The sequence below is a fragment of the Paraburkholderia sp. J76 genome (genome assembly GCF_905220295.1).
Classification (GTDB): Bacteria; Pseudomonadota; Gammaproteobacteria; order Burkholderiales; family Burkholderiaceae; genus Paraburkholderia.
Genome location: NZ_CAJMZJ010000005.1, coordinates 355,244 through 374,463 on the forward strand (window position 1 = coordinate 355,244; position 19,220 = coordinate 374,463).

Annotated in this window: 15 protein-coding genes; 9 read left to right on the forward strand and 6 right to left on the reverse strand. The window is 65.4% G+C overall.

Annotated features, from left to right (window positions below; translation table 11 throughout):
• Positions 1-73: 73 nt before the first annotated feature.
• The 3 genes from U5768_RS12785 to U5768_RS12795 form a co-directional block, all read right to left on the reverse strand.
• Complete coding sequence (locus tag U5768_RS12785) at positions 74-1,465, reverse strand: undecaprenyl-phosphate glucose phosphotransferase (protein ID WP_322030761.1); 1,392 nt, start codon at positions 1,463-1,465, stop codon at positions 74-76.
• Between the two features lie 42 nt (positions 1,466-1,507).
• On the reverse strand, positions 1,508-3,016 hold the full coding sequence (locus U5768_RS12790) for a mannose-1-phosphate guanylyltransferase/mannose-6-phosphate isomerase (protein WP_322030762.1): 1,509 nt from the start codon (positions 3,014-3,016) through the stop codon (positions 1,508-1,510).
• Between the two features lie 113 nt (positions 3,017-3,129).
• Positions 3,130-4,134 carry a GlxA family transcriptional regulator gene (locus U5768_RS12795; RefSeq protein ID WP_322030763.1) on the reverse strand — a complete coding sequence of 335 codons (1,005 nt, stop codon included), beginning with the start codon at positions 4,132-4,134 and terminating at the stop codon, positions 3,130-3,132.
• Between the two features lie 640 nt (positions 4,135-4,774).
• Between U5768_RS12795 and U5768_RS12800 the strand changes: the two genes are divergently transcribed.
• From U5768_RS12800 to U5768_RS12810, 3 genes are all read left to right on the forward strand, one after another.
• Entirely contained in the window at positions 4,775-6,736 is a 1,962-nt protein-coding gene (locus U5768_RS12800) for a hypothetical protein (RefSeq protein ID WP_322030764.1), read from the forward strand.
• A 192-nt stretch (positions 6,737-6,928) separates the two neighbouring features.
• The gene (locus U5768_RS12805; RefSeq protein ID WP_322030765.1) at positions 6,929-7,381 is read left to right on the forward strand and encodes a GDP-mannose mannosyl hydrolase; all 453 of its coding nucleotides are present in this window, start codon (positions 6,929-6,931) and stop codon (positions 7,379-7,381) included.
• A gap of 305 nt (positions 7,382-7,686) precedes the next feature.
• Positions 7,687-8,694, forward strand: a complete 1,008-nt coding sequence (locus U5768_RS12810; RefSeq protein WP_322030766.1) for a GlxA family transcriptional regulator — start codon at positions 7,687-7,689, stop codon at positions 8,692-8,694.
• A 119-nt stretch (positions 8,695-8,813) separates the two neighbouring features.
• Here U5768_RS12810 and hmpA read toward each other — a convergent pair whose 3' ends face one another.
• Both hmpA and U5768_RS12820 read right to left on the reverse strand, forming a co-directional pair.
• Positions 8,814-10,016 carry an NO-inducible flavohemoprotein gene (hmpA, locus tag U5768_RS12815; RefSeq protein ID WP_322030767.1) on the reverse strand — a complete coding sequence of 401 codons (1,203 nt, stop codon included), beginning with the start codon at positions 10,014-10,016 and terminating at the stop codon, positions 8,814-8,816.
• A 190-nt stretch (positions 10,017-10,206) separates the two neighbouring features.
• The gene (locus U5768_RS12820) at positions 10,207-10,788 is read right to left on the reverse strand and encodes a cob(I)yrinic acid a,c-diamide adenosyltransferase (protein ID WP_322030768.1); all 582 of its coding nucleotides are present in this window, start codon (positions 10,786-10,788) and stop codon (positions 10,207-10,209) included.
• Between the two features lie 201 nt (positions 10,789-10,989).
• Between U5768_RS12820 and U5768_RS12825 the strand changes: the two genes are divergently transcribed.
• From U5768_RS12825 to proC, 6 genes are all read left to right on the forward strand, one after another.
• A complete protein-coding gene (locus tag U5768_RS12825; RefSeq protein WP_322030769.1) occupies positions 10,990-12,405 on the forward strand; it encodes an FAD-binding oxidoreductase in 1,416 nt (471 codons plus the stop codon).
• 48 nt (positions 12,406-12,453) lie between these two features.
• On the forward strand, positions 12,454-13,959 hold the full coding sequence (locus tag U5768_RS12830) for an FAD-linked oxidase C-terminal domain-containing protein (protein ID WP_322030770.1): 1,506 nt from the start codon (positions 12,454-12,456) through the stop codon (positions 13,957-13,959).
• Positions 13,960-14,112: 153 nt separating this feature from the next.
• Complete coding sequence (gene glcE / locus U5768_RS12835; protein ID WP_322030771.1) at positions 14,113-15,201, forward strand: glycolate oxidase subunit GlcE; 1,089 nt, start codon at positions 14,113-14,115, stop codon at positions 15,199-15,201.
• A gap of 18 nt (positions 15,202-15,219) precedes the next feature.
• Entirely contained in the window at positions 15,220-16,449 is a 1,230-nt protein-coding gene (glcF, locus tag U5768_RS12840; protein ID WP_322030772.1) for a glycolate oxidase subunit GlcF, read from the forward strand.
• A gap of 184 nt (positions 16,450-16,633) precedes the next feature.
• Complete coding sequence (locus U5768_RS12845) at positions 16,634-17,332, forward strand: YggS family pyridoxal phosphate-dependent enzyme (protein WP_322030773.1); 699 nt, start codon at positions 16,634-16,636, stop codon at positions 17,330-17,332.
• A 22-nt stretch (positions 17,333-17,354) separates the two neighbouring features.
• Complete coding sequence (proC, locus tag U5768_RS12850; protein WP_322030774.1) at positions 17,355-18,170, forward strand: pyrroline-5-carboxylate reductase; 816 nt, start codon at positions 17,355-17,357, stop codon at positions 18,168-18,170.
• Positions 18,171-18,247: 77 nt separating this feature from the next.
• Here the strand turns inward: proC and ubiA are convergent, their stop codons facing one another.
• Positions 18,248-19,111: a 4-hydroxybenzoate octaprenyltransferase gene (gene ubiA, locus U5768_RS12855; protein WP_322030775.1), complete on the reverse strand. Its 864-nt coding sequence runs from the start codon at positions 19,109-19,111 to the stop codon at positions 18,248-18,250.
• Between the last annotated feature and the right edge of the window lie 109 nt (positions 19,112-19,220).

Here is a 19,220-nt window from a genome sequence, read left to right on the forward strand (position 1 = left end):
GGTGTTGCTTCGCTGGTGATGCTTGCCCGAATGCGCCGCCGCGCCCATTACCGTCAGTACACCTTAGTAGGCCTTAGTAAGCGTTACGGCCCCCGAGCCCATGAACGATCGTGGCCGCGATGATGCGCATATCGAGCCAGAACGACCAATGGCCGAGGTAATACAGATCGTGCGCGACGCGCATTTCCATCTTTTCGAGGCGATCGGTTTCGCCGCGAAATCCATTGACCTGCGCCCAGCCGGTAATGCCGGGCTTGATGCGATAGCGGTGGATATAGCCTTTCACCACGCTCTGATAAAGATCGTCGTGCTCGAGCGCATGCGGGCGAGGCCCCACCACCGACATCTCGCCGCGCAGCACGTTGTAGAACTGCGGCAGTTCATCGAGGCTCGTGCGGCGCAGGAACGCGCCCACGCGCGTCACGCGCGGGTCGTCGCGCGTCGCCTGGCTCACCGTACCGGGCGCTTCCTTGTGCTCGCGCATCGTGCGGAACTTGTAGATCGTGAATACGCGGCCGTCGGCTCCCTTGCGCCGCTGCTTGAACAACACCGGCCCCGGCGAGGAAAACTTCACCGCAATGGCAATGCCGATGAGAATCGGCGTGAGACTCACGAGCGCAAGCGCCGCGAACACGCGGTCGAACACCGCCTTCTTGAACTGCGCGCTCGCAGGCAGCGGCGAGGCGACGAGGTTGATCGCGGGCACGCCGAGCAGCTCGATCACCGTACTGGTGTCGAACAACGCCAGCGAGCGCACGTCCGGAATGAAGCGGATGTTCACGAGATCATTGCGAAACTCGCTCACGAGCCGCACGACCGTGCGCTCTTCGGCAAGCGAAAGGGCGAGCCACAATTCGTGCACGTCGTGCTCGCGGATATACTGCGCGAACGCCTCGATCGTCTCGCACACGGGCGCGACTTTTTCGCTCGCGGGCCGGGCCGACTGGGGCATGGTGTTGTAGAGCGCGCTCGCACGAAAGCCCGAACCCGGCTCCGCATCGATGCGCCGCACAATTTCATCGCACTGCGAAGCAGATCCGGCAATGGCGACCTGATGAAGATTCATGCCCGCGCGCCGCATGTGCGATAGCACGCCGTGCGCGAGAAAGCGCCACGTAATGAGCAAGCCGCCCGCAAGCGCCGTCCAGTAAGCAAACCACAGGCGCGAAACAGCATCGACATGATGCATCGTTGAATACATCGAGATCAGCGCGCAGCCCTGCACGACGAGCCAGGCAAGCGACACCTGGCCCGCCAGCAACGCCTTCGAGCGGCCGCGCCACGACTGATAAAGCTCGAACGCCGGGAAGATCACGAGCGCGAACGCCGCGGCGAGCAGCACGAATGATTCGTTCACGCCGCGCGGCGAGATATCGTCGAAGCGAATCTCCGAAGCCACGCTCGCGCCGATCATCACGGCCGATACGTCGAGCACTCTCGCCATCAGATTTTGCAGCTCGCGCATGCTTTCTCCTTTTTCTTCTCCCTGCAGACCGTGCCGCTGCCTTCAACCGCAGCGACCGTACGTATCGTCGAGACGGACGATGTCGTCCTCTCCCAGGTACGCTCCCGACTGCACCTCGATGATTTCGAGCGGCACCTTGCCCGGATTTTCGAGCCGGTGACGCACGCCGAGCGGTATGTAAGTGGATTCGTTTTCCGTCAGAAGAAAGGATTCCTCACCACGTGTGACGAGCGCGGTGCCGCGCACGACCGTCCAGTGCTCGGCGCGATGATGATGCAGTTGCAGCGAAAGCCGCGCGCCCGGCGTGACGACAATGCGCTTGACCTGGAAGCGCTCGCCGGAATCGATGGAATCGTAGAAGCCCCACGGACGTTGCACCTTGCGATGCGAATCCGCCTCGGGCGCGTGCGCGGCCTTGATGCGCGCCACGAGCCCCTTCACGTCCTGCACCTTCGAGCGGTCCGCGACGAGCACGGCGTCCGCCGTTTCGACCACCACGAGGTTCGACGTGCCGACGCACGCGACGAGCCGGCCATCGGAATGCGCGTAGGTTGCCACGGCGCCCTCGAACAGCACGCGCCCGCGTCCCACGTTGCCGTCCTCGTCTTTTTCCATCGCGGCCCACACGGCGTCCCACGAGCCGAGATCGGACCAGCCCGCGTCGAGCGCGACCACCACGCCCTCGGGCGTCCAGCCGTTGCTCGCCGATAGCCGCTCCATCACCGCGTAATCGATCGAGTCGGACGGTGCGCGCTTGAATGCTTCGGTGTCCGGACGGAACACCGCGCCGTCTTGCTGGCCGTCGACGAACGCGGCAAGACACGCGGCATGCATGTCGGGCTGCAGCGCGCGCAGCGAGTCGAGCCAGACGCTCGCGCGCATCACGAAGATGCCGCTATTCCACCAGTAGCCGCCCTGCGCGATGTATTGCGTGGCGAGTTCGGGCGCGGGCTTTTCGACGAATCCGTCGATACGGTGCGCGCCGTCGGCAATCGCCTCGCCTACGCGGATGTAGCCAAACCCCGTTTCGGGCGAACGCGGCGGCACGCCCAGCGTGACGATCGCGCCGCGCTGCGCATGGCGCGCGGCGCATTCGAGCGCGCGCTGCAACGCAACCGTGTCGGCGATCGCATGGTCCGAAGGCATGACGATCAGAATCGCGTCGTCGCCGTTTGCGCACGCGAGCGCCGCGCCGAGCGTGAGCGCCGGCGCCGTGTCGCGGCGCGCGGGTTCGACCACGAGCCGCGCGTCCATGCCGCACGCGCGCAACTGGTCCACTATCACGAAGCGGTGTTCTTCGCCACATACGACGATTGGCGAACTCGCGACCTCCCATTCCGACGAGAAGCCGTCGAGGCGATGCACGGTTGCCTGCAACAGCGTATCGCTGCCCACCACGCCGATTAGCTGCTTGGGGAAATGTTCGCGCGACACGGGCCACAACCGCGTGCCGGACCCGCCCGCGAGTACGAGCGGCACGATACGCGTGCACGCCGCGGCTTCGACCCGGGCCTGGCTCTGGCCCTCCTGAATCGGTGATCTTTCATTCATGTTCGGACTCCTGCATATCGGGCGGGATCGCCTCGACTCGCGACGAGCGACCCATGAGCAACCCTTAACGGCGATGTGCGATCGTTATTACCGCGGCGTGACAGCGTCCGCGGTTACAGTGCCTCTACCCCGGCCTCGCGACGGCTCTGCTCGCGATATTCGGTAGGCGAAATCATCATGCGTTTGCGAAAGATCTTGGCGAGGCGGTCGCCATTGCCCATGCCGGTGCGGCGCGCGATCTTGTCGACCGGCAATTCCGAATCGGTGAGCAGGCTGCAGGTAATGGCCAGACGTGCATGCAACAGGTAGTCCGATGGCGTGATGCCCATCTCCAGCTTGAAGCGGCGCAGGAAATTTCGCTCGCTCATCGCGGCGACCTGCGCAGCGTCCGCTATCGATATGGCGCGCTGACAGTTTTCCTGCAGCCAACGCGCCGCGGCACGCACCTTGTCAGCGGGAGCGCTGCCAAGCGCATCGCCGAGAAACGGCAACAGATTGCCGCCCGAGTCCGGCATGAGCCGCTCGGTCACTGCGCGCGCAACGTCCACGCCCAGGTCTCGCTTGACGAGCGTGAGCGCACTCTTCATCGACTCGAGCCGGTCGCCGGCGTCGCCGCCCGCGTCCTCGCGTCCCGTTTGCATCGCATACGAGCCGAACTCGTGCTGCGTGCGCTGGCCGCACAGGCTCGCCGCCTCGAGCAGCGAACGGCCTTCACCAATCGGACGAATGGTGCCGGTGTTCGCATGCACGCGACGCAGCCACGCGACGAGACGCTCGTCGTTGGCCGCCGCGAACGCGCCCTTTCCGCCCGCCACGAACAAAGCGTCGAAACCGACGTAGTGGCGTGCATCGAGTCCATCCGTCCAGACCCGTACCGACGACGAACACGTTACGTTGCCGCCATCGGCCGAAAGAATGCTGACATCGTATGGTGAACTGCGAGCGGTGTCTGTCGAGAGTTCATTCGCCACATGAAACACTTCAGCCACAATACCGGCGCCGAGGAGCGAACAACCATCGAACAGCAGAATTGCGATATGACGCACCTCTCGACTGATGCCCGCGGTCACGAGATGCGGGCGACTGAACGACGGTAAATCCAGACTTGCGTACGCCATGCTTTTCCCCTAAACAATCCCCCGTCCCAAGCGAAAAGTCGCGGTAATAGCATTTCGATAGCGTTCCGTGTGCAGTGCATCATATGCGGAGAAAAATTCCCGAAACGACGACTGACCGAAACTGGCGAGACATTGGCGCATTTAGTCCGGTCGAGGACCGTTTAGAAGTCCGTGCGCCGAGGTCGAATGGCCAAAAGCAAACTGCGAGCAAACTGCGTGAAAGGCAATTAGTTCGATTACATCGAATTGGGCAAAAGTGCCGGATAAGCGCGACGCGCCGGTATTTTCGCCTTTGTTACGACAAAATCATTCGATGCCTTCCGATCGATGCGCACGCATTGGATGGAAGTGAAACGGGTAATAAAAGACTGCGACGCTATTCGTCTGATTAAATGATGTTTAAGTCGCGTTGCACGTGGATTTCAAACGTGCGCAACGCATTTTAAACCTGTTAATTCCTGTTTGCGCCGCACAATAAAAAAATTCTCAAAAAGCCGCTTTATATGATTGGACTCCGCGAGCACTGCACAACACTCTAACGAGGCTTCCAGGGAAAATTGCGCGAAAAGCCTGGACGCTGGCGTCAAATGACTGGCTCGAACAACTAGGCTTACCCTTTCATGCTGTGAGGAACCTGCCAATGACATTGCGCCTAGCCCTTGCATCCACATTCGCGACTCCTCCTGGCGCGCGCCGCTCGCGCGCCTTTTCATGGGTGCAGGCTGCAACGCTCGCGCTCGGCACGTTCGGCATTCTTCTGACGGCAGTGAGTTGCCGCGCCGCCGACGCGCCCGTTTGCAGGAGCGCCGGCAGCCGCGCGGCGACGGACGCCAGCGACGATCCCATCACGGCCGACACGCCCGGCAGCGATGGTACGCGGCTTTTTCCGCGCGGCAAGAGCGTGCGCATCGACGTGAGTACGCGCGCAACGCGTGACGACAAGGTGAACTGGCAGATCACGGATACCTGGAGCCGCCCGCAGGCTAGCGGCAACTTCGCGGTGGCAGCCGGCCCGCGCGTCACGTCGCTGACCTGCGCGCTGCCGCAGGCGGGTTATTTCGCGTTTTCCGCGTCGCTGGCTTCGCAGCCCTCTGCGGGTTTGCCCCAGCGCGGCACCCGGCCGGCCGGCATCACCACGTTCGGCGTGCTGCCCGATGTGGGCGCGGCACTCCCCGCTCCCACCTTTGCACGCCAGGACCTCCACCGCTTCGGAGGGCAAGGCTCAGCATATATCGCGCCCGGCCAGCACTGCTGCGGCGGCGACGGCTTGCGTCCGCTCTATACGGACCTCGGCCTTGCGTGGGCCAACGACAAGCGCGGCTGGTACGTCATGGAGCCGAAGGATCCCAATACGTTCAATGCGGCCACCTCCCAGCTCGATCTGCAGTTCAAGCCCGGCGACATCATGCGGTTGATCACGGTGGACGGGTTTCCCGCGTGGGCGAGTCCGGGCAACCAGGAGACCCACAGCTATCTGCCTTCTTCGTTGCCGCAGTTGCGCGAGTACATGTCGCGCGTAGGCGCGGAGTCCGCACGCATCCGCGCGCGTGTTTTCCCGCGCCAGGCGCATAACTACTATCAGGTCACGTGGGAGCCCGACAAGGACGGAGGGCTGCCATGGAAAGACACGGACGCGCATTTCGTCGATCTCTACAAGACCGTCTACGAAGGTATACACTCCACCGACCCCTCGGCCATCGTGATGGGTCCGACCTATGCAGGCGTGCAGGGCAATACGGAATGGCTCAAGAAGTTCGCACCGCTCGGCATTGCTAAATATCTGGATGGCGTGACGATCCACGGCTATTACGATTTCGGCACGAGCCCTTCGCATCCGCCCGAGCGTCTTTACGGCGCGCCCGAGAAAGGCACGCTTTCGCTGCCCGAAGCCATGCGCGAGCTGCGCGCGACGATGCGCGACATGCTCAAGCCCGGCGCCCCGCTCTTCGTGACCGAAACGGGTATTAGTTACGACATCGGTACGAACTACGCGGCCAATTATCCCGATGCGCAAACGCTCTACGCGCAGGGCGCGGTGGTGGCGCGCGCGCATCTGATCCTGCTGGGCGAAGGCGCGGACACCACGTTCGTCTTCTATGGCGCGGACATGCCGGAGACCGCGGCCGGCTACGGCGTGTTTTTCGAACTCGAGCATCCGAAGGGCATGTACGGTGCGTCGAACATCAGCCCGAAGCCCGCCGCGCTCGCGGTCGCGGCCATGACGCGCCTGATCGACGGTACGTATACGCTCGGGCCGCTGCGAGGCACGCCCGCGGGCGTCTACGCTTACGCGTTCGCGCGCCCGGGCGGCGGCGGCAAGGTCGTCACGGCGTTGTGGAGCCACGACAACGCGCGCTGGAGCGCAAAGACGGGCTTCGACGCAACGCGCGCCACGAACTACACGCTTCAGGTTGACGCGCGCGGGCGCTCGGGCCAGGTGAGCGTGTTCGACATGATGGGCAACCCGACCTCGATGACCTACAACGACGGCCTGCTGCCGCTACGCCTGACCGAATCGCCCATATATGTAGTGTCGGACAACGCCGATGTCGCCCGATCGAACGCCATCACGCCCGCGGGTTATGTCGCGCCCAAGCCTTGAGCGCGCATGGGCCTGTGCCTGCATCTTGGCCCACGATAGCGAGACTTAGGCGGCTGCGGACAGTGCAACGCGATATCGGGCCGCCTAGACTGCTGTAGAACGCGACGCGTGCCCCGCACGCGCCGTATGCGCAGCGGCTGCGCATCGGACCATCTAATCGACACGACCGACACCCCGCGGATACGCTCGTCCATGCTCTCACCGACAGAATTCCTGGAGGTGGTGCGGCTCGCACCGCTCGTCGCGATCGACCTGATCGTCGCCGATGCCGACGGCCGCGTGCTCGTAGGCCAGCGGCGCAACCGCCCCGCGCGCGGCACCTGGTTCGTTCCGGGCGGACGCATTCGCAAGGACGAACGGCTCGACGCCGCCTTCACCCGCGTCGTCGAAACCGAGCTAGGCATTGCGAGCATGCAGCGCTCCGCGGCCCGCTTCGTCGGCGTGTACGAGCATCACTATCCCGACAACTTCGCGGCGGAAAACGGTATCGGCACGCACTACGTCGTGCTCGCCTATGCGTTCATGCTGGACAGCGCGGCGCCTGTGGGGCGCTTCGACCAGCATAGCCAGTACGCGTGGCTCTGGCCCGAGGAGCTACTCACGCGCGACGACGTTCACAAGAACACGAAACAGTACTTTCGCTGAAAGCGCGCCAGTGCGGCACACTTGCGCGTTCGCTTTTTCGCGCCCCGCGACGCTTGCGCGGGGCTCGCTTCGTGGCTCGCTTCCGGGTTTGCTTCGGGGCCGCCCCAATCTACAGTCCATACCGAGCCATTCTGCCAACTTCTCGGCATTTTCAGACTGTGCCGTGCGCCAGGGGCTCACGCGCCTATCATGAATCCCGAGAGCGTGATGTGACCGCATGTAACAGCCCCACACAGCCGGATCAGGGCGCGCGGCGCAAAAGCGCAACGTACTCCTGCGAATCCTTTCTGCGCGAGGAACCGGCCATGTACATCGACAGGGTGGTCTGCCGGCAAGCCGCTTTCCAGCCGCGCGGCGCTCACTTGAAGATCGGACACGTGGCCAAACGCATAGGCATCCTGGTTTTCGAGGGCTTCCCGCTCGGGGACGTGACCTTGCTCGCCGACGTGTTTCGTCTCGCCAACGACGCCTGCGCCGACACACTTCCCGCCTATTCGATCGTCATGCTGTCCGAGCCTGGCGGCAACGTGGCCAGCGGCTGCGGCCTGCGGATCTGGTCCGAGAGTCTGCATGGCCCGCTGCGCAGCGGCTTCGACACATTGTTCATCGCCGGCGGCCCCGGTGCGATCCAGGCGCGCGACAATGCGCGGCTCATCACGCGGCTGCAAACGCTCGCCCCGAAGGTGCGCATCATCCGCGCGCTCGGCGAAGGACGCGCCGTGCTCGCCGCCGCCGATGTGCCCTTCCTGCGCACGGGCGGCGGCAATACGGCAAGCTCGGCGCAGCGGCTGCGCCGCGCGCTGGAGGCGCGCAACGCAGGCGCATCCGTGGTGACGCCCTCCGAGGCGCTCGTCGCCGCGCTCAAGGTCGTCAAGCGCAATCACGGCGTGGCGCTTGCACAGCGCGTTTCGGAGGACTCCATGCCGGGCTCCTGGGAGCGGCTCGGCCCGATGCTCGACGACGGCGAGGCGGACAGCGCGAACGGCAAGATCAACTCGGCCGCGCACTGGCTGCGCGAGAACTACCATCAGCCGATCTCGGTCGCCGACGCGGCGCGCGTCGCGCAAATGAGCATGCGCAACTTCCTGCGCCACTTCAAGACGCAAACGGGCCTCACGCCCTCCGAATACCTGTTGCGTACCCGGCTCGACGCCAGTTGCCTGTTGCTCGCGCAAACCAATCTACCCATCGACGAGATCGCGCAACGCTGCGGCGTGCCGCGCGGCGAGCGTCTCGCACGAATCTTCCGGCGCAGACTCTCGATTTCGCCGTCGGGGTATCGCGCCGTGAACCGGCGGCCTTCGACAGAATGACTGCGCTCGCCGATCGCGTTGCAAATCGATACATGATTTACCGCTCCCCTAAGCGAGACGCCGCACTTTTCGCGCGGCGTTTTTTTACTTCGGTCTGCCAGGCGTTTTAATGTGTTTCGTTACAGCATGCCGGAGCCGAAAATCTCCGTGTGAATGCGCGAGGCATCGACACCGCGGGCGAGTAGCGCGTCGCGTTGTTCGCGCATGAACGCCACGGGGCCGCACAGATAGTAGTCGGCGTCGGGCAGCAGTACGTCCGCTTCGATTCGGCCGAGGTCGATGCGCCCTTCGAAGTCGTAGTCCACGCCGTGGCGATCGTTTGCGCCCACTTCCTCGTAGAACACCGCACGCCTGACGTTCGGATACCCGGAAACGGCGTTACGCAGAAAGTCGCGGAATGCATGCACCTTCGCGTTACGGCAGGCGTGCACGAACGTCACCTCACGCTGGCTGCGCTCGGCGATCAGCGTGGAGAGCATCGACTTCATCGGCGTGATGCCCACGCCGCCGCTCATCAGCACGACCGGCGTCGTCTTCTTGCGATCGAGCGTGAATTCGCCCATCGGCGCGCTCACGTGCACCACGGCGCCCTCTTCCACGCCGTCATGCATGATGTTCGACACGTGACCCGGCTGCGCTTCGCCGCGCCCCGCTTCCCGCTTCACCGAGATGCGCAGCCACTTGCCGTGGGGCGCGTCCGAGAGACTGTACTGGCGCGGCTGGTCCACGCCAAGCTTGTCGACGAAGCGCGTCACGCTCACGTACTGGCCCGGCTCGAAGCCGCCCGCGGATGCGCCGTCGGCCGGCGCGAGATAGAACGAGGTGATCTCGTCGCTTTCAACTTGCTTGCGCAATACCTTGAACGGGCGGAAGCCGCTCCACGACGCGCCCTCGTAAAGCTTCGCCTCGGTGCCGATCATGATGTTCGCCAGTTGCTCGTATGCCACGGCCCAGGCGTCGAGCGTGGGCTGGTCCACGGCGTCGCCGAGCACGTCCACGACCGCGCCGAGCAGATGGCGCCCCACGATCGGGTAGTGCTCCGGACGGATATTCAGACTCGCGTGCTTGTGCGCGATGTGCGTGACCGCGCCGCCGAGCGCGCCCAGGTTGTCGATGTTCGCCGCGTAGGCGTAGACCGCCCGCGCGAGCGTTTCGGGCTGGCTGCCGCTTTGCTGATGCGTCTGATTGAAGATGTTCTTAAGTTCGGGGTGCGCGGCAAACATCCGCTTGTAAAAATGCCTGGTGATCGTGGCGCCGTGCTCGGCGAAAACGGGCGCAGTAGCCTTCACGCGGGCCATCTGGTCGGCGGTGAGCGCAGTCATTCGCGGCTTCTCCTTTTAAAGATGTATAAACGATACATCTTTAATGCGACAGGCCAACCCAGGCATTTTGTCGCACCCCAGCAATTTTCAGATGGCGGTAAGAGGGTGGCCCGCGGCGGCCGGCCTTCCGGTATGGCTCTGCGCGCGTTTTGCGGTGCGGGAAATGGACGTATTGGCGCCCTTTTATGCTTTAGGCGCGCTCGTCCTTGCTCGCCCCGCGATCGTGCCGCCATAACACGTCGCTGCCGCCCGCAGCCCGATTGAGCACGCGTGCGAGCACGAACAGCAGATCGGAGAGCCGGTTGACGTAGCGGCGCGGCGTATCGGCGAGCGGAGGCCCCGAGTTCGGCGCGGCGCCGAGCGCGACGACCGCGCGCTCGGCGCGCCGGCAGACGGTGCGGCAAACATGCGCGAGCGCAGCCGCCCGCGAGCCGCCTGGAAGAATGAATTCCTTGAGCGGCGGCAGCGTGCCGTTGTAATGCGCGAGACCGGCATCGAGCCGCGCGAGGTGTTCGTCCGTGATGAGCGTGTGGCCCGGCATGCATAGCTCGCCGCCCAGATCGAACAGGTCGTGCTGGATGGCGACGAGCAAACCGCGTACGTCGTCGGGCAGCGTCTCGCACAGCAGGACGCCGATCTGCGAATTCAGTTCGTCGACGTCGCCAATCGCCGCGATGCGCGCGTCGTCCTTGCGCACGCGGCTGCCGTCGCCGAGTCCGGTCGAACCGTCGTCGCCGGTGCGCGTTGCGATCTTGCTCAGGCGATTGCCCATTTCGTGCTCTCCGAAGCTGAAAATTGGCGCTGGTTGCGCGTCTTGGGCGCCCGGCGGCCGATAAGGCGTCCCACCGCGCTCACACCCGGCGGCCATTATAGGTTTCGTGCAGCGCAGCATGCGGAGCGCCGCTTTGCGCTCCGGACGTTCGGCGTAAAATGGTCTGACCAGCAGTCATATCCATACGAAGGAGACACCCGCGTGAATCACCCCGCGCCGCCGGCCCTCGCACGCCGCCCGTTCCCCGCCGAACTCCTCGAACAACTGCGCAGCGCGTTCGGCGAACGCGTCTCCACCTCCGAAGCCGTGCGCGCCCACCACGGCCGCGACGAATCGCCGTTCGATCCGCAACTGCCCGACGCCGTGGTATTCGCGCGGAGCACCGAGGACATCCAGACCATCGTCAAGCTGTGCGGCCGCCACGGCGTGCCGATCATTCCCTACGGCAACGGCTCGTCGCTCGAAGGTCATTTGCTGGCCGTGCAAGGCGGAGTGTCGATCGACCTCTCGCAGATGAACCGCGTGCTCTCGATCAACGCCGAAGATCTCACCGTGACCGTCGAGCCGGGCATCTCGCGCAAGCAGCTTAACGAGGCGCTGCGCGACACGGGCCTGTTCTTCCCGATCGATCCGGGCGCCGACGCGAGCATCGGCGGCATGACGGCGACGCGCGCCTCGGGCACCAACGCCGTGCGCTACGGCACGATGCGCGAGAACGTGCTCGGCTTGACCGCCGTGCTCGCGGACGGCCGCGTGGTCAAGACCGGCACGCGCGCGCGCAAGTCGTCGGCAGGCTACGACCTCACGCGCCTTTTCGTGGGCTCGGAAGGCACGCTGGGTGTGATCAGCGAAATTACGGTACGGCTCTACCCGCAACCCGAGGCGGTCTCGGCGGCGGTGTGCGCGTTCCCTTCGATGGCCGAGGCCGTGCGCACCGTGATCGAAACGATCCAGATTGGCGTGCCGATCGCGCGCGTGGAATTCATCGACTCGCTCGCGGTGCGCGCGATCAACAAGCATTCGAACCTCACGCTGCGCGAGAAGCACACGCTCTTCTTCGAATTTCACGGCACCGAGGCAGGCGTCGCGGAACAGGCGCAACTCGTGCAGGAGCTTGCGGCGCAGCACGGCGGCGAAGGCTTCGAGTGGGCCACGCGCCCCGAGGACCGCAGCCGCCTGTGGAACGCGCGCCATAACGCCTACTTCGCGATGCTGCAGCTCAAGCCGGGCTGCCGCGCCGTGACGACCGACGTGTGCGTGCCGATCTCGCGCCTCGCCGAATGCGTGATCGAGACGGAAACCGATCTCAAGGCCTCGCCGCTGCCCTGCCCGATCGTCGGCCACGTGGGCGACGGCAACTTCCACGTGGCGATCCTGATCGACCCGGACAAGCCCGAGGAAATCGAGGAAGCCGAGCGCTTGAATCACCGCATCGTGCAGCGCGCGATTGCGATGGACGGCACCTGCACCGGCGAGCACGGCGTGGGCCTGCACAAGATGGGTTTTCTCGTGGAGGAGCACGGCGCGGACACCGTCGACACGATGCGCGCGATCAAGCATGCCCTGGACCCGCACAACCTGATGAATCCGGGCAAGATTTTCACCTGGGCGGCGTAACCGGCAAGCGCAAACGCGCGTCGATAAGCGCAACACACGGGAGGAGACATGAACGCACCAGAGGCGAACTTGCCCGAGCTGAGCCCGCAAGCGCTCGCGCAACGCCAGCGCGAGGTGGTCCAGGCGTTGATGGCCGTGTTGCCGGCGCATTGCCTGCTGCATCGCGAGGAAGATACCGTTCCCTACGAATGCGACGGCCTCGCCGCCTACCGGCGGCTGCCGCTCGCGGTGGCACTGCCGGAAACCGAGTCGCAGGTACAACGCATCGTGCAGATCTGCCGGCGCCTGGATGTGCCGGTCGTGCCGCGCGGCGCGGGCACCGGCCTCTCGGGCGGCGCCATGCCGATCCGGCACGGCATCGTGCTTTCGCTCGCGCGCTTCAAGCGCATTCTCGAAGTCGATCCGTACGCGCGCACGGCCACCGTGCAACCCGGCGTGCGCAATCTGTCCGTTTCCGAAGCGGCGGCGCCGTTCGGCCTTTACTACGCGCCAGATCCCTCCTCGCAGATCGCCTGCACGATAGGCGGCAACGTTTCGGAGAATTCGGGCGGCGTGCATTGCCTCAAGTACGGCCTCACCGTGCACAACGTGCTGCGCGTGCGCGCCGTGACGATGGACGGCGAGATCGTCGAATTCGGCTCGCTCGCGCCCGATGCGCCGGGCCTCGATCTGCTCGCGGTGATGATCGGCAGCGAGGGCATGTTCGCCATCGTGACCGAAGTGACCGTCAAGCTGATTCCGCGCCCGCAAACGGCGCAGGTCATCATGGCGAGCTTCGACGACGTCGTGAAAGGCGGCGACGCCGTGGCGGGCATCATCGCCTCGGGCATCATTCCGGCGGGCCTCGAAATGATGGACAAGCCGGCCACGCGCGCCGTGGAGGAGTTCGTGAACGCCGGCTACGACCTCGACGCCGCCGCGATCCTGCTGTGCGAAGCCGACGGCACGCCCGAGGAAGTCGCCGACGAAATCGCGCGCACGACCACGGTGCTGCGCGAGCATGGCGCCACGCGCATCCAGATCTCGCGCACGGAAGAAGAGCGCCTGCGCTTCTGGTCGGGCCGCAAGAACGCGTTTCCGGCGGCGGGCCGCATCTCGCCCGACTATTACTGCATGGACGGCACCGTGCCGCGCCGCGCGATCGGGCCGCTGCTCGCGCGCATCCACGAAATGGAAAAGCAGTATGGGCTGCGTTGCATCAACGTATTCCATGCCGGCGACGGCAACATGCACCCGCTCATTCTCTTCAACGGCAACGATCTCGACGAATGGCACCGCGCAGAGGCTTTCGGCTCGGACATTCTCGAAACCTGCGTCGAACTGGGCGGCACGGTGACGGGGGAGCACGGCGTGGGCATCGAGAAGATCAACTCGATGTGCGTGCAGTTCTCGCCGCAGGAGCGCGACGCGTTTCATGCCGTGAAACACGCGTTCGACCCCGCGCGGCTGCTCAATCCCGACAAGGGCATCCCCACGCGAGCGCGCTGCGCCGAGTACGGGCGCATGCACGTGCGGGGAAATCTGCTGCCGCATCCTGAGTTGCCCCGCTTCTGACAGACGTACTGGCAGACGGACAAACGCGCGCAACGCGCCGCGCCGCTTATGCGTTTCGCGTGACCCGCATGAGGGTCCGCTCCGGGTTGTCAGGAAAGGTTCGCTCAGTACAATCGAACGAACCATATAACGAACGAGCGCGACCATCACGACATGGAAGAGGACGACATCGTCTCGGACTGGTCCGAACGCATAAGGGCGGCGAGCGCCGATGGGCGAGCGCTGCGCATTCGCGGCGGGGGCACCAAGGACTGGTACGGCCAGACGCTCGAAGGCGAGATTCTCGACACGCGCGCGCACCGCGGCATCATCGCGTACGACCCGGCTGAACTGGTGATCACCGCACGCGCCGGCACACCGCTCGTGGAAATCGAAACGGCGCTTGCGGCCCACGGCCAGATGCTCGCGTTCGAGCCGCCGCACTTCGGCGCACAGGCAACGCTCGGCGGTTGCATTGCGGCAGGCATTGCCGGGCCGCGGCGCGCGAGCGCGGGCGCGCCGCGCGACTTCGTGCTGGGCGCGGTGCTCATGAACGGCCACGGCGAGGTGCTGCACTTCGGCGGCCAGGTCGTGAAAAACGTGGCGGGCTACGATGTATCCCGGCTCATGGCGGGGTCGCTCGGCACGCTCGGCCTGCTGGTGGAGCTTTCGGTGAAGGTGCTGCCGGTGCCGCAAGCGGAAACCACGCTCAAGTTCGACATGAACGGCACCGACGCCGTGCGCAAGCTCAACGAGTGGGGCGGCCGCCCGCTGCCCATGACGGCAAGCGCCTGGCGCAACGGCACACTCGCGGTACGCCTTGCCGGTGCGGAAGCGGCCGTGAAAACCGCGCGCGCGAGCCTGGGCGGCGAAGTGGTGGACGCGGTGGAGGCCGAACGTTTCTGGGCCGGCCTGCGCGAGCAGACCGATCCCTTTTTCGCCTCGATTGCCCCCAACGCGGCGCTCTGGCGCCTCGCGCTGCCCTCGATCGCCGAGCCCCTGCAACTGCCGGGCGCGCAACTCATGGAATGGGGCGGCGCGCAACGCTGGTGGATCACGGAAACCGACGCGCAAACGGTGCGCATCAGCGCAAAGCAGGCCGGCGGCCACGCCACGATGTTCCGCACGGGGCGCGACTATGACCGCAGCGCGGGCGTCTTCACGCCCCTGCCCGCGCCGCTCATGAAGATCCATCGCGGCCTGAAGGCCGCCTTCGACCCGGCCCGCATATTCAATCGCGGCCGGCTGTATTCCGACTTCTGACGACATCCACACGCGGCGATGCAGACGAACCTCGCGGACTTCATACGCAACACCCCGGACGGCGACGAAGCCGACGCGATCCTGCGCAAGTGCGTGCATTGCGGCTTCTGCACCGCGACGTGCCCGACCTATCAGTTGCTCGGCGACGAACTGGACGGCCCGCGCGGGCGCATCTATCTCATGAAGCAGATGGTGGAAGGCGCGCCGGTCACCAAGAGCACGCTCACGCACCTGGACCGGTGCCTCACGTGCCGCAGTTGCGAGACCACCTGCCCTTCGGGCGTGCAGTATGGGCGCCTCGTGGAAGTGGGACGCAAGCATGCCGAACAAATGGTGAAGCGCCCGCTGCGCCAACGCGTCATGCGTCGCCTGCTCGCGGGCGTGCTGCCGCGCCGCGCGCTCTTCACGCCGGCCATGCGCCTCGGCCAGCAGGTGCGCCCGCTCCTGCCCAAGCGCCTGCGCGACAAGGTGCCGGTGCGCCAGCGCTCGCTCGCGTGGCCCACTGCGAAGCACGCGCGCAAGATGCTCATGCTGCAAGGCTGCGTGCAGCCCTCGATGATGCCCAACATCAACATCGCCACCGCGCGTGTGCTGGACGCGCTGGGCATCGAAACGATCGTCGCGCCGCAATCGGGCTGCTGCGGCGCGATCCGCCTGCATTTGGGCTACGTCGACGACGCACTCGGCGACGTGCGCGCGAACATCGACGCCTGGTGGCCGCACATAGAGCAAGGCGTGGAAGCGATCGTGATGAACGCCTCGGGCTGCGGCGCGACGGTGAAGGAGTACGCCCACCTGCTGCGCGACGATCCGGCCTATGCGGAGAAAGCGCGCCGCGTGGTCGAACTCACGCGCGATCTTTCGGAACTGCTGCCTGCGTACGAGGAACAGCTCGTGGCCGCAACGAGACGGCGCAGCATCAAGACCGTGGCCTGGCACCCGCCCTGCACGCTGCAGCATGGCCAGCAGTTGCGCGGCGGCGTGGAAAAGCTGCTCACCGCGCTCGGACTCGACGTGCGGCTGCCCGCCGACAGCCATCTTTGCTGCGGCTCCGCGGGCACCTATTCGATCATGCAGCCGCGCCTTTCCTACACGCTGCGCAACCAGAAGGTGGACCGGCTGCAGGCGCTGGAGCCGCAATTGATCGTTTCCGCCAACATAGGCTGCATCACGCACCTGCAAAGCGGCACGGCGATTCCGGTCACGCACTGGATTGAACTGGTCGAACATATGCTGGCAACGAAATGAGCCATCGGGAACGGAATCAGCGTAACGAAGCGCGCGCCGCACCAACAGTCATCCATTCGGTATAGGCTTTCCGGCCAGTATTTCGCGCAGTGCGCAGTCCGTATAATGGCCCTCGTTCTGTTCGTTTTGGATCCAGAGGCGGCGCGGGCTGAACAGGCCAAACGCGCGCCAGCCTTCACGCCCGATGACCGATCTCTCCCATAATCTCGAAGCTGTCCGCGAGCGCATCGCGGCCGCCGCCCGCAACGCCGGTCGCGACCCGCAAGGCGTGGCGTTGCTCGCGGTGTCGAAAACGTTTCCCGCGCAGGACGTGCGCGCCGCTCACGCCGCCGGCCAGCGGGCGTTCGGCGAGAACTACGTGCAGGAATCCGTGGACAAGATCGAGGTGCTCGCCGACCTGCGCGCGAGCATCGAATGGCATTTCATCGGGCCGCTCCAATCGAACAAGACGCGGCCCGTAGCGGAGCGTTTCGACTGGGTGCATTCGGTCGATCGGCTGAAGATTGCCGAACGCCTTTCGTCGCAACGCCCCGCCGGCATGGCGCCGCTCAACGTCTGCCTCCAGGTCAACGTGAGCGGCGAGGCCAGCAAGAGCGGCGTCACCCCGCAAGAAGCGCAGCAAGTCGCAAGACAGATCGCCGCCCTGCCCAATCTGCGGCTGCGCGGGCTCATGTCGATCCCCGAGCCGGAAAGCTCGCTCGAGGCGCAACGCGCGCCGCACCGCCGGCTACGCGACCTCTTCGACTCGCTGCGCGCCGAAGGCCTCGCGCTCGACACGCTCTCCATGGGCATGTCGGCCGACCTCGAAGCGGCGGTGCTCGAAGGCGCGACGATCGTGCGCGTGGGCACCGCGATTTTCGGCGCGCGCGACTATTCTCACTGATTCACTGAACCACTCCCTCACCATGAAAATTGCCTTCATCGGCGGCGGCAACATGGCCGCCGCACTCATCGGCGGCCTGATCCGCAAGGGTGTTTCCGCCGACAACCTCTATGCGATCGATCCGAACGAGGAAGCCCGCAAGCGCACCGCCGAACAGTTCGGCGTGCGCACCGGCGCGGCGGCCGACGCCACGCTCGCGTCGTACGACGCGGTGCTGATCGCCGTGAAGCCGCAAATCGCCAAGGCCGTGGCCGTTGGCATCGCCCCGCACCTCGGCGCGCAGCAAGTCGTCATCAGCATCATGGCCGGCATTCGCATCGACGACCTGTCGCGCTGGCTGAACGGCCATGCGCGCGTCGTGCGCACGATGCCGAACACGCCCGCGCTGATCGGCATGGGCGCAACGGGTCTCGTCGCGAGCAGCGGCGTGGACGCGGCGGGCCGCCAGCTTGCCTCGGACGTGCTCGGCGCGGTCGGCCAAACGGTGTGGTTCGACGACGAAGCGAAAATCGACGCGGTCACGGGCGTCTCGGGCAGCGGGCCGGCCTACGTGTTCTATTTCATCGAAGCGCTCGAAGAAGCGGCGCGCCAGCTCGGCATGGACGAGCAGCAAGGCCGAGCGCTCGCCATCGCCACGTTCGCGGGCGCGGCGCAACTCGCGCTCCAGTCTGACGAGCCGCCCGCCGTGTTGCGCGAGCGCGTGACCTCAAAGGGCGGCACGACTGCCGCCGCGCTCGCGTCGTTCGACGCATCGGGCGTGAAGGCCGCCATCGTCAAGGGCGCGCTCGCGGCCGATGCGCGTGCGAAAGAAATGGGCGAGGAATTCGGCAAGCAGTAAGCCGGCCGCAGCATCCACAAAAAAAGCGCCGGGTGTGTCGTGCACCCGGCGCTCTTTCGGATGAAGCCGCTCCGGCCCTAGAGTCCCGCGACGGCGTAATGGGCTGCGATGCCCACGAACAGCACGCCGCCCAACCAGTTGTTGTGGCGGAAGGCGGCGAAGCAGGGCATGCGCTCGCGGTCCTTGATCAGCGTGTAGTGGTAAATCGCGCAGCCCACCGCAGCCGCCCAGCCGAGCCAGTAGAGCCAGCCGAAACCCAGCGTCACGCCCACCCACACGTAAATGCCGAGCGTGACTGCATAGCAGAGCATGATGGCGAGCACGTCGAACCGGCCGAACGTGAGCGCCGAGGTGCGAATGCCGATCTTGATGTCGTCGTCGCGATCGACCATGGCGTATTCGGTGTCGTAGGCCACGGACCAGAACACGTTCGCGGCCAGCATGATCCACGCGAGCGCCGGCACGTGATCCTGCACGGCGGCGAACGCCATGGGAATGCCGAAACCGAACGCAATGCCCAGGTACGCCTGCGGAATCGCGAAAAAGCGCTTGGTGAACGGATACGACGCCGCCACGAACAGCGCCACGACCGAAAGCTGCTTCGTGAGCGCATTGAGCGGCAGGATCAGCAGGAACGACACGAGCGCGAGGCCGGCGGCAATTGCCACCGCTTCCCAGGCGCGAATGCGGCCCGAGGTGATGGGACGCTCGGCCGTGCGCTTCACGTGGCGGTCGAAGTCGCGGTCGGCGTAGTCGTTGATCGCGCAGCCCGCCGAGCGCATCAGCACGGTGCCGACCGTGAAGATGACCAGCAGCGAAAGCGGCGGATGGCCGTCCGAGGCGATCCACAGCGCGTTGAGCGTCGGCCACAGCAGCAGCAGGCTGCCGATCGGCTTGTCCATGCGGACGAGGCGCAAATAAAGCGGGAGTCGGGCGAACATGATCGAGGCGGGAAAAGCGATGCCGCTATTGTAGGCCAGGGCGGTAGGCCAGGGCGGCGGCCCGTCGCCGCCAGCGTTGCCGCACGCCGCGTCCACGTAAAAACAAAGG

Bases quoted from the DNA above. Each gene is read 5' to 3' on its own strand.
- U5768_RS12800 (WP_322030764.1), top strand. From the start codon at position 4,775: ATGACATTGCGCCTAGCCCTTGCATCCACATTCGCGACTCCTCCTGGC.
- glcF (WP_322030772.1), top strand. From the start codon at position 15,220: ATGCAGACGAACCTCGCGGACTTCATACGCAACACCCCGGACGGCGAC.
- U5768_RS12795 (WP_322030763.1), bottom strand. From the start codon at position 4,134: ATGGCGTACGCAAGTCTGGATTTACCGTCGTTCAGTCGCCCGCATCTC.
- glcE (WP_322030771.1), top strand. From the start codon at position 14,113: ATGGAAGAGGACGACATCGTCTCGGACTGGTCCGAACGCATAAGGGCG.
- U5768_RS12805 (WP_322030765.1), top strand. From the start codon at position 6,929: ATGCTCTCACCGACAGAATTCCTGGAGGTGGTGCGGCTCGCACCGCTC.
- U5768_RS12845 (WP_322030773.1), top strand. From the start codon at position 16,634: ATGACCGATCTCTCCCATAATCTCGAAGCTGTCCGCGAGCGCATCGCG.
- U5768_RS12810 (WP_322030766.1), top strand. From the start codon at position 7,687: ATGTACATCGACAGGGTGGTCTGCCGGCAAGCCGCTTTCCAGCCGCGC.
- proC (WP_322030774.1), top strand. From the start codon at position 17,355: ATGAAAATTGCCTTCATCGGCGGCGGCAACATGGCCGCCGCACTCATC.
- U5768_RS12820 (WP_322030768.1), bottom strand. From the start codon at position 10,788: ATGGGCAATCGCCTGAGCAAGATCGCAACGCGCACCGGCGACGACGGT.
- U5768_RS12790 (WP_322030762.1), bottom strand. From the start codon at position 3,016: ATGAATGAAAGATCACCGATTCAGGAGGGCCAGAGCCAGGCCCGGGTC.
- U5768_RS12785 (WP_322030761.1), bottom strand. From the start codon at position 1,465: ATGCGCGAGCTGCAAAATCTGATGGCGAGAGTGCTCGACGTATCGGCC.
- ubiA (WP_322030775.1), bottom strand. From the start codon at position 19,111: ATGTTCGCCCGACTCCCGCTTTATTTGCGCCTCGTCCGCATGGACAAG.
- hmpA (WP_322030767.1), bottom strand. From the start codon at position 10,016: ATGACTGCGCTCACCGCCGACCAGATGGCCCGCGTGAAGGCTACTGCG.
- U5768_RS12830 (WP_322030770.1), top strand. From the start codon at position 12,454: ATGAACGCACCAGAGGCGAACTTGCCCGAGCTGAGCCCGCAAGCGCTC.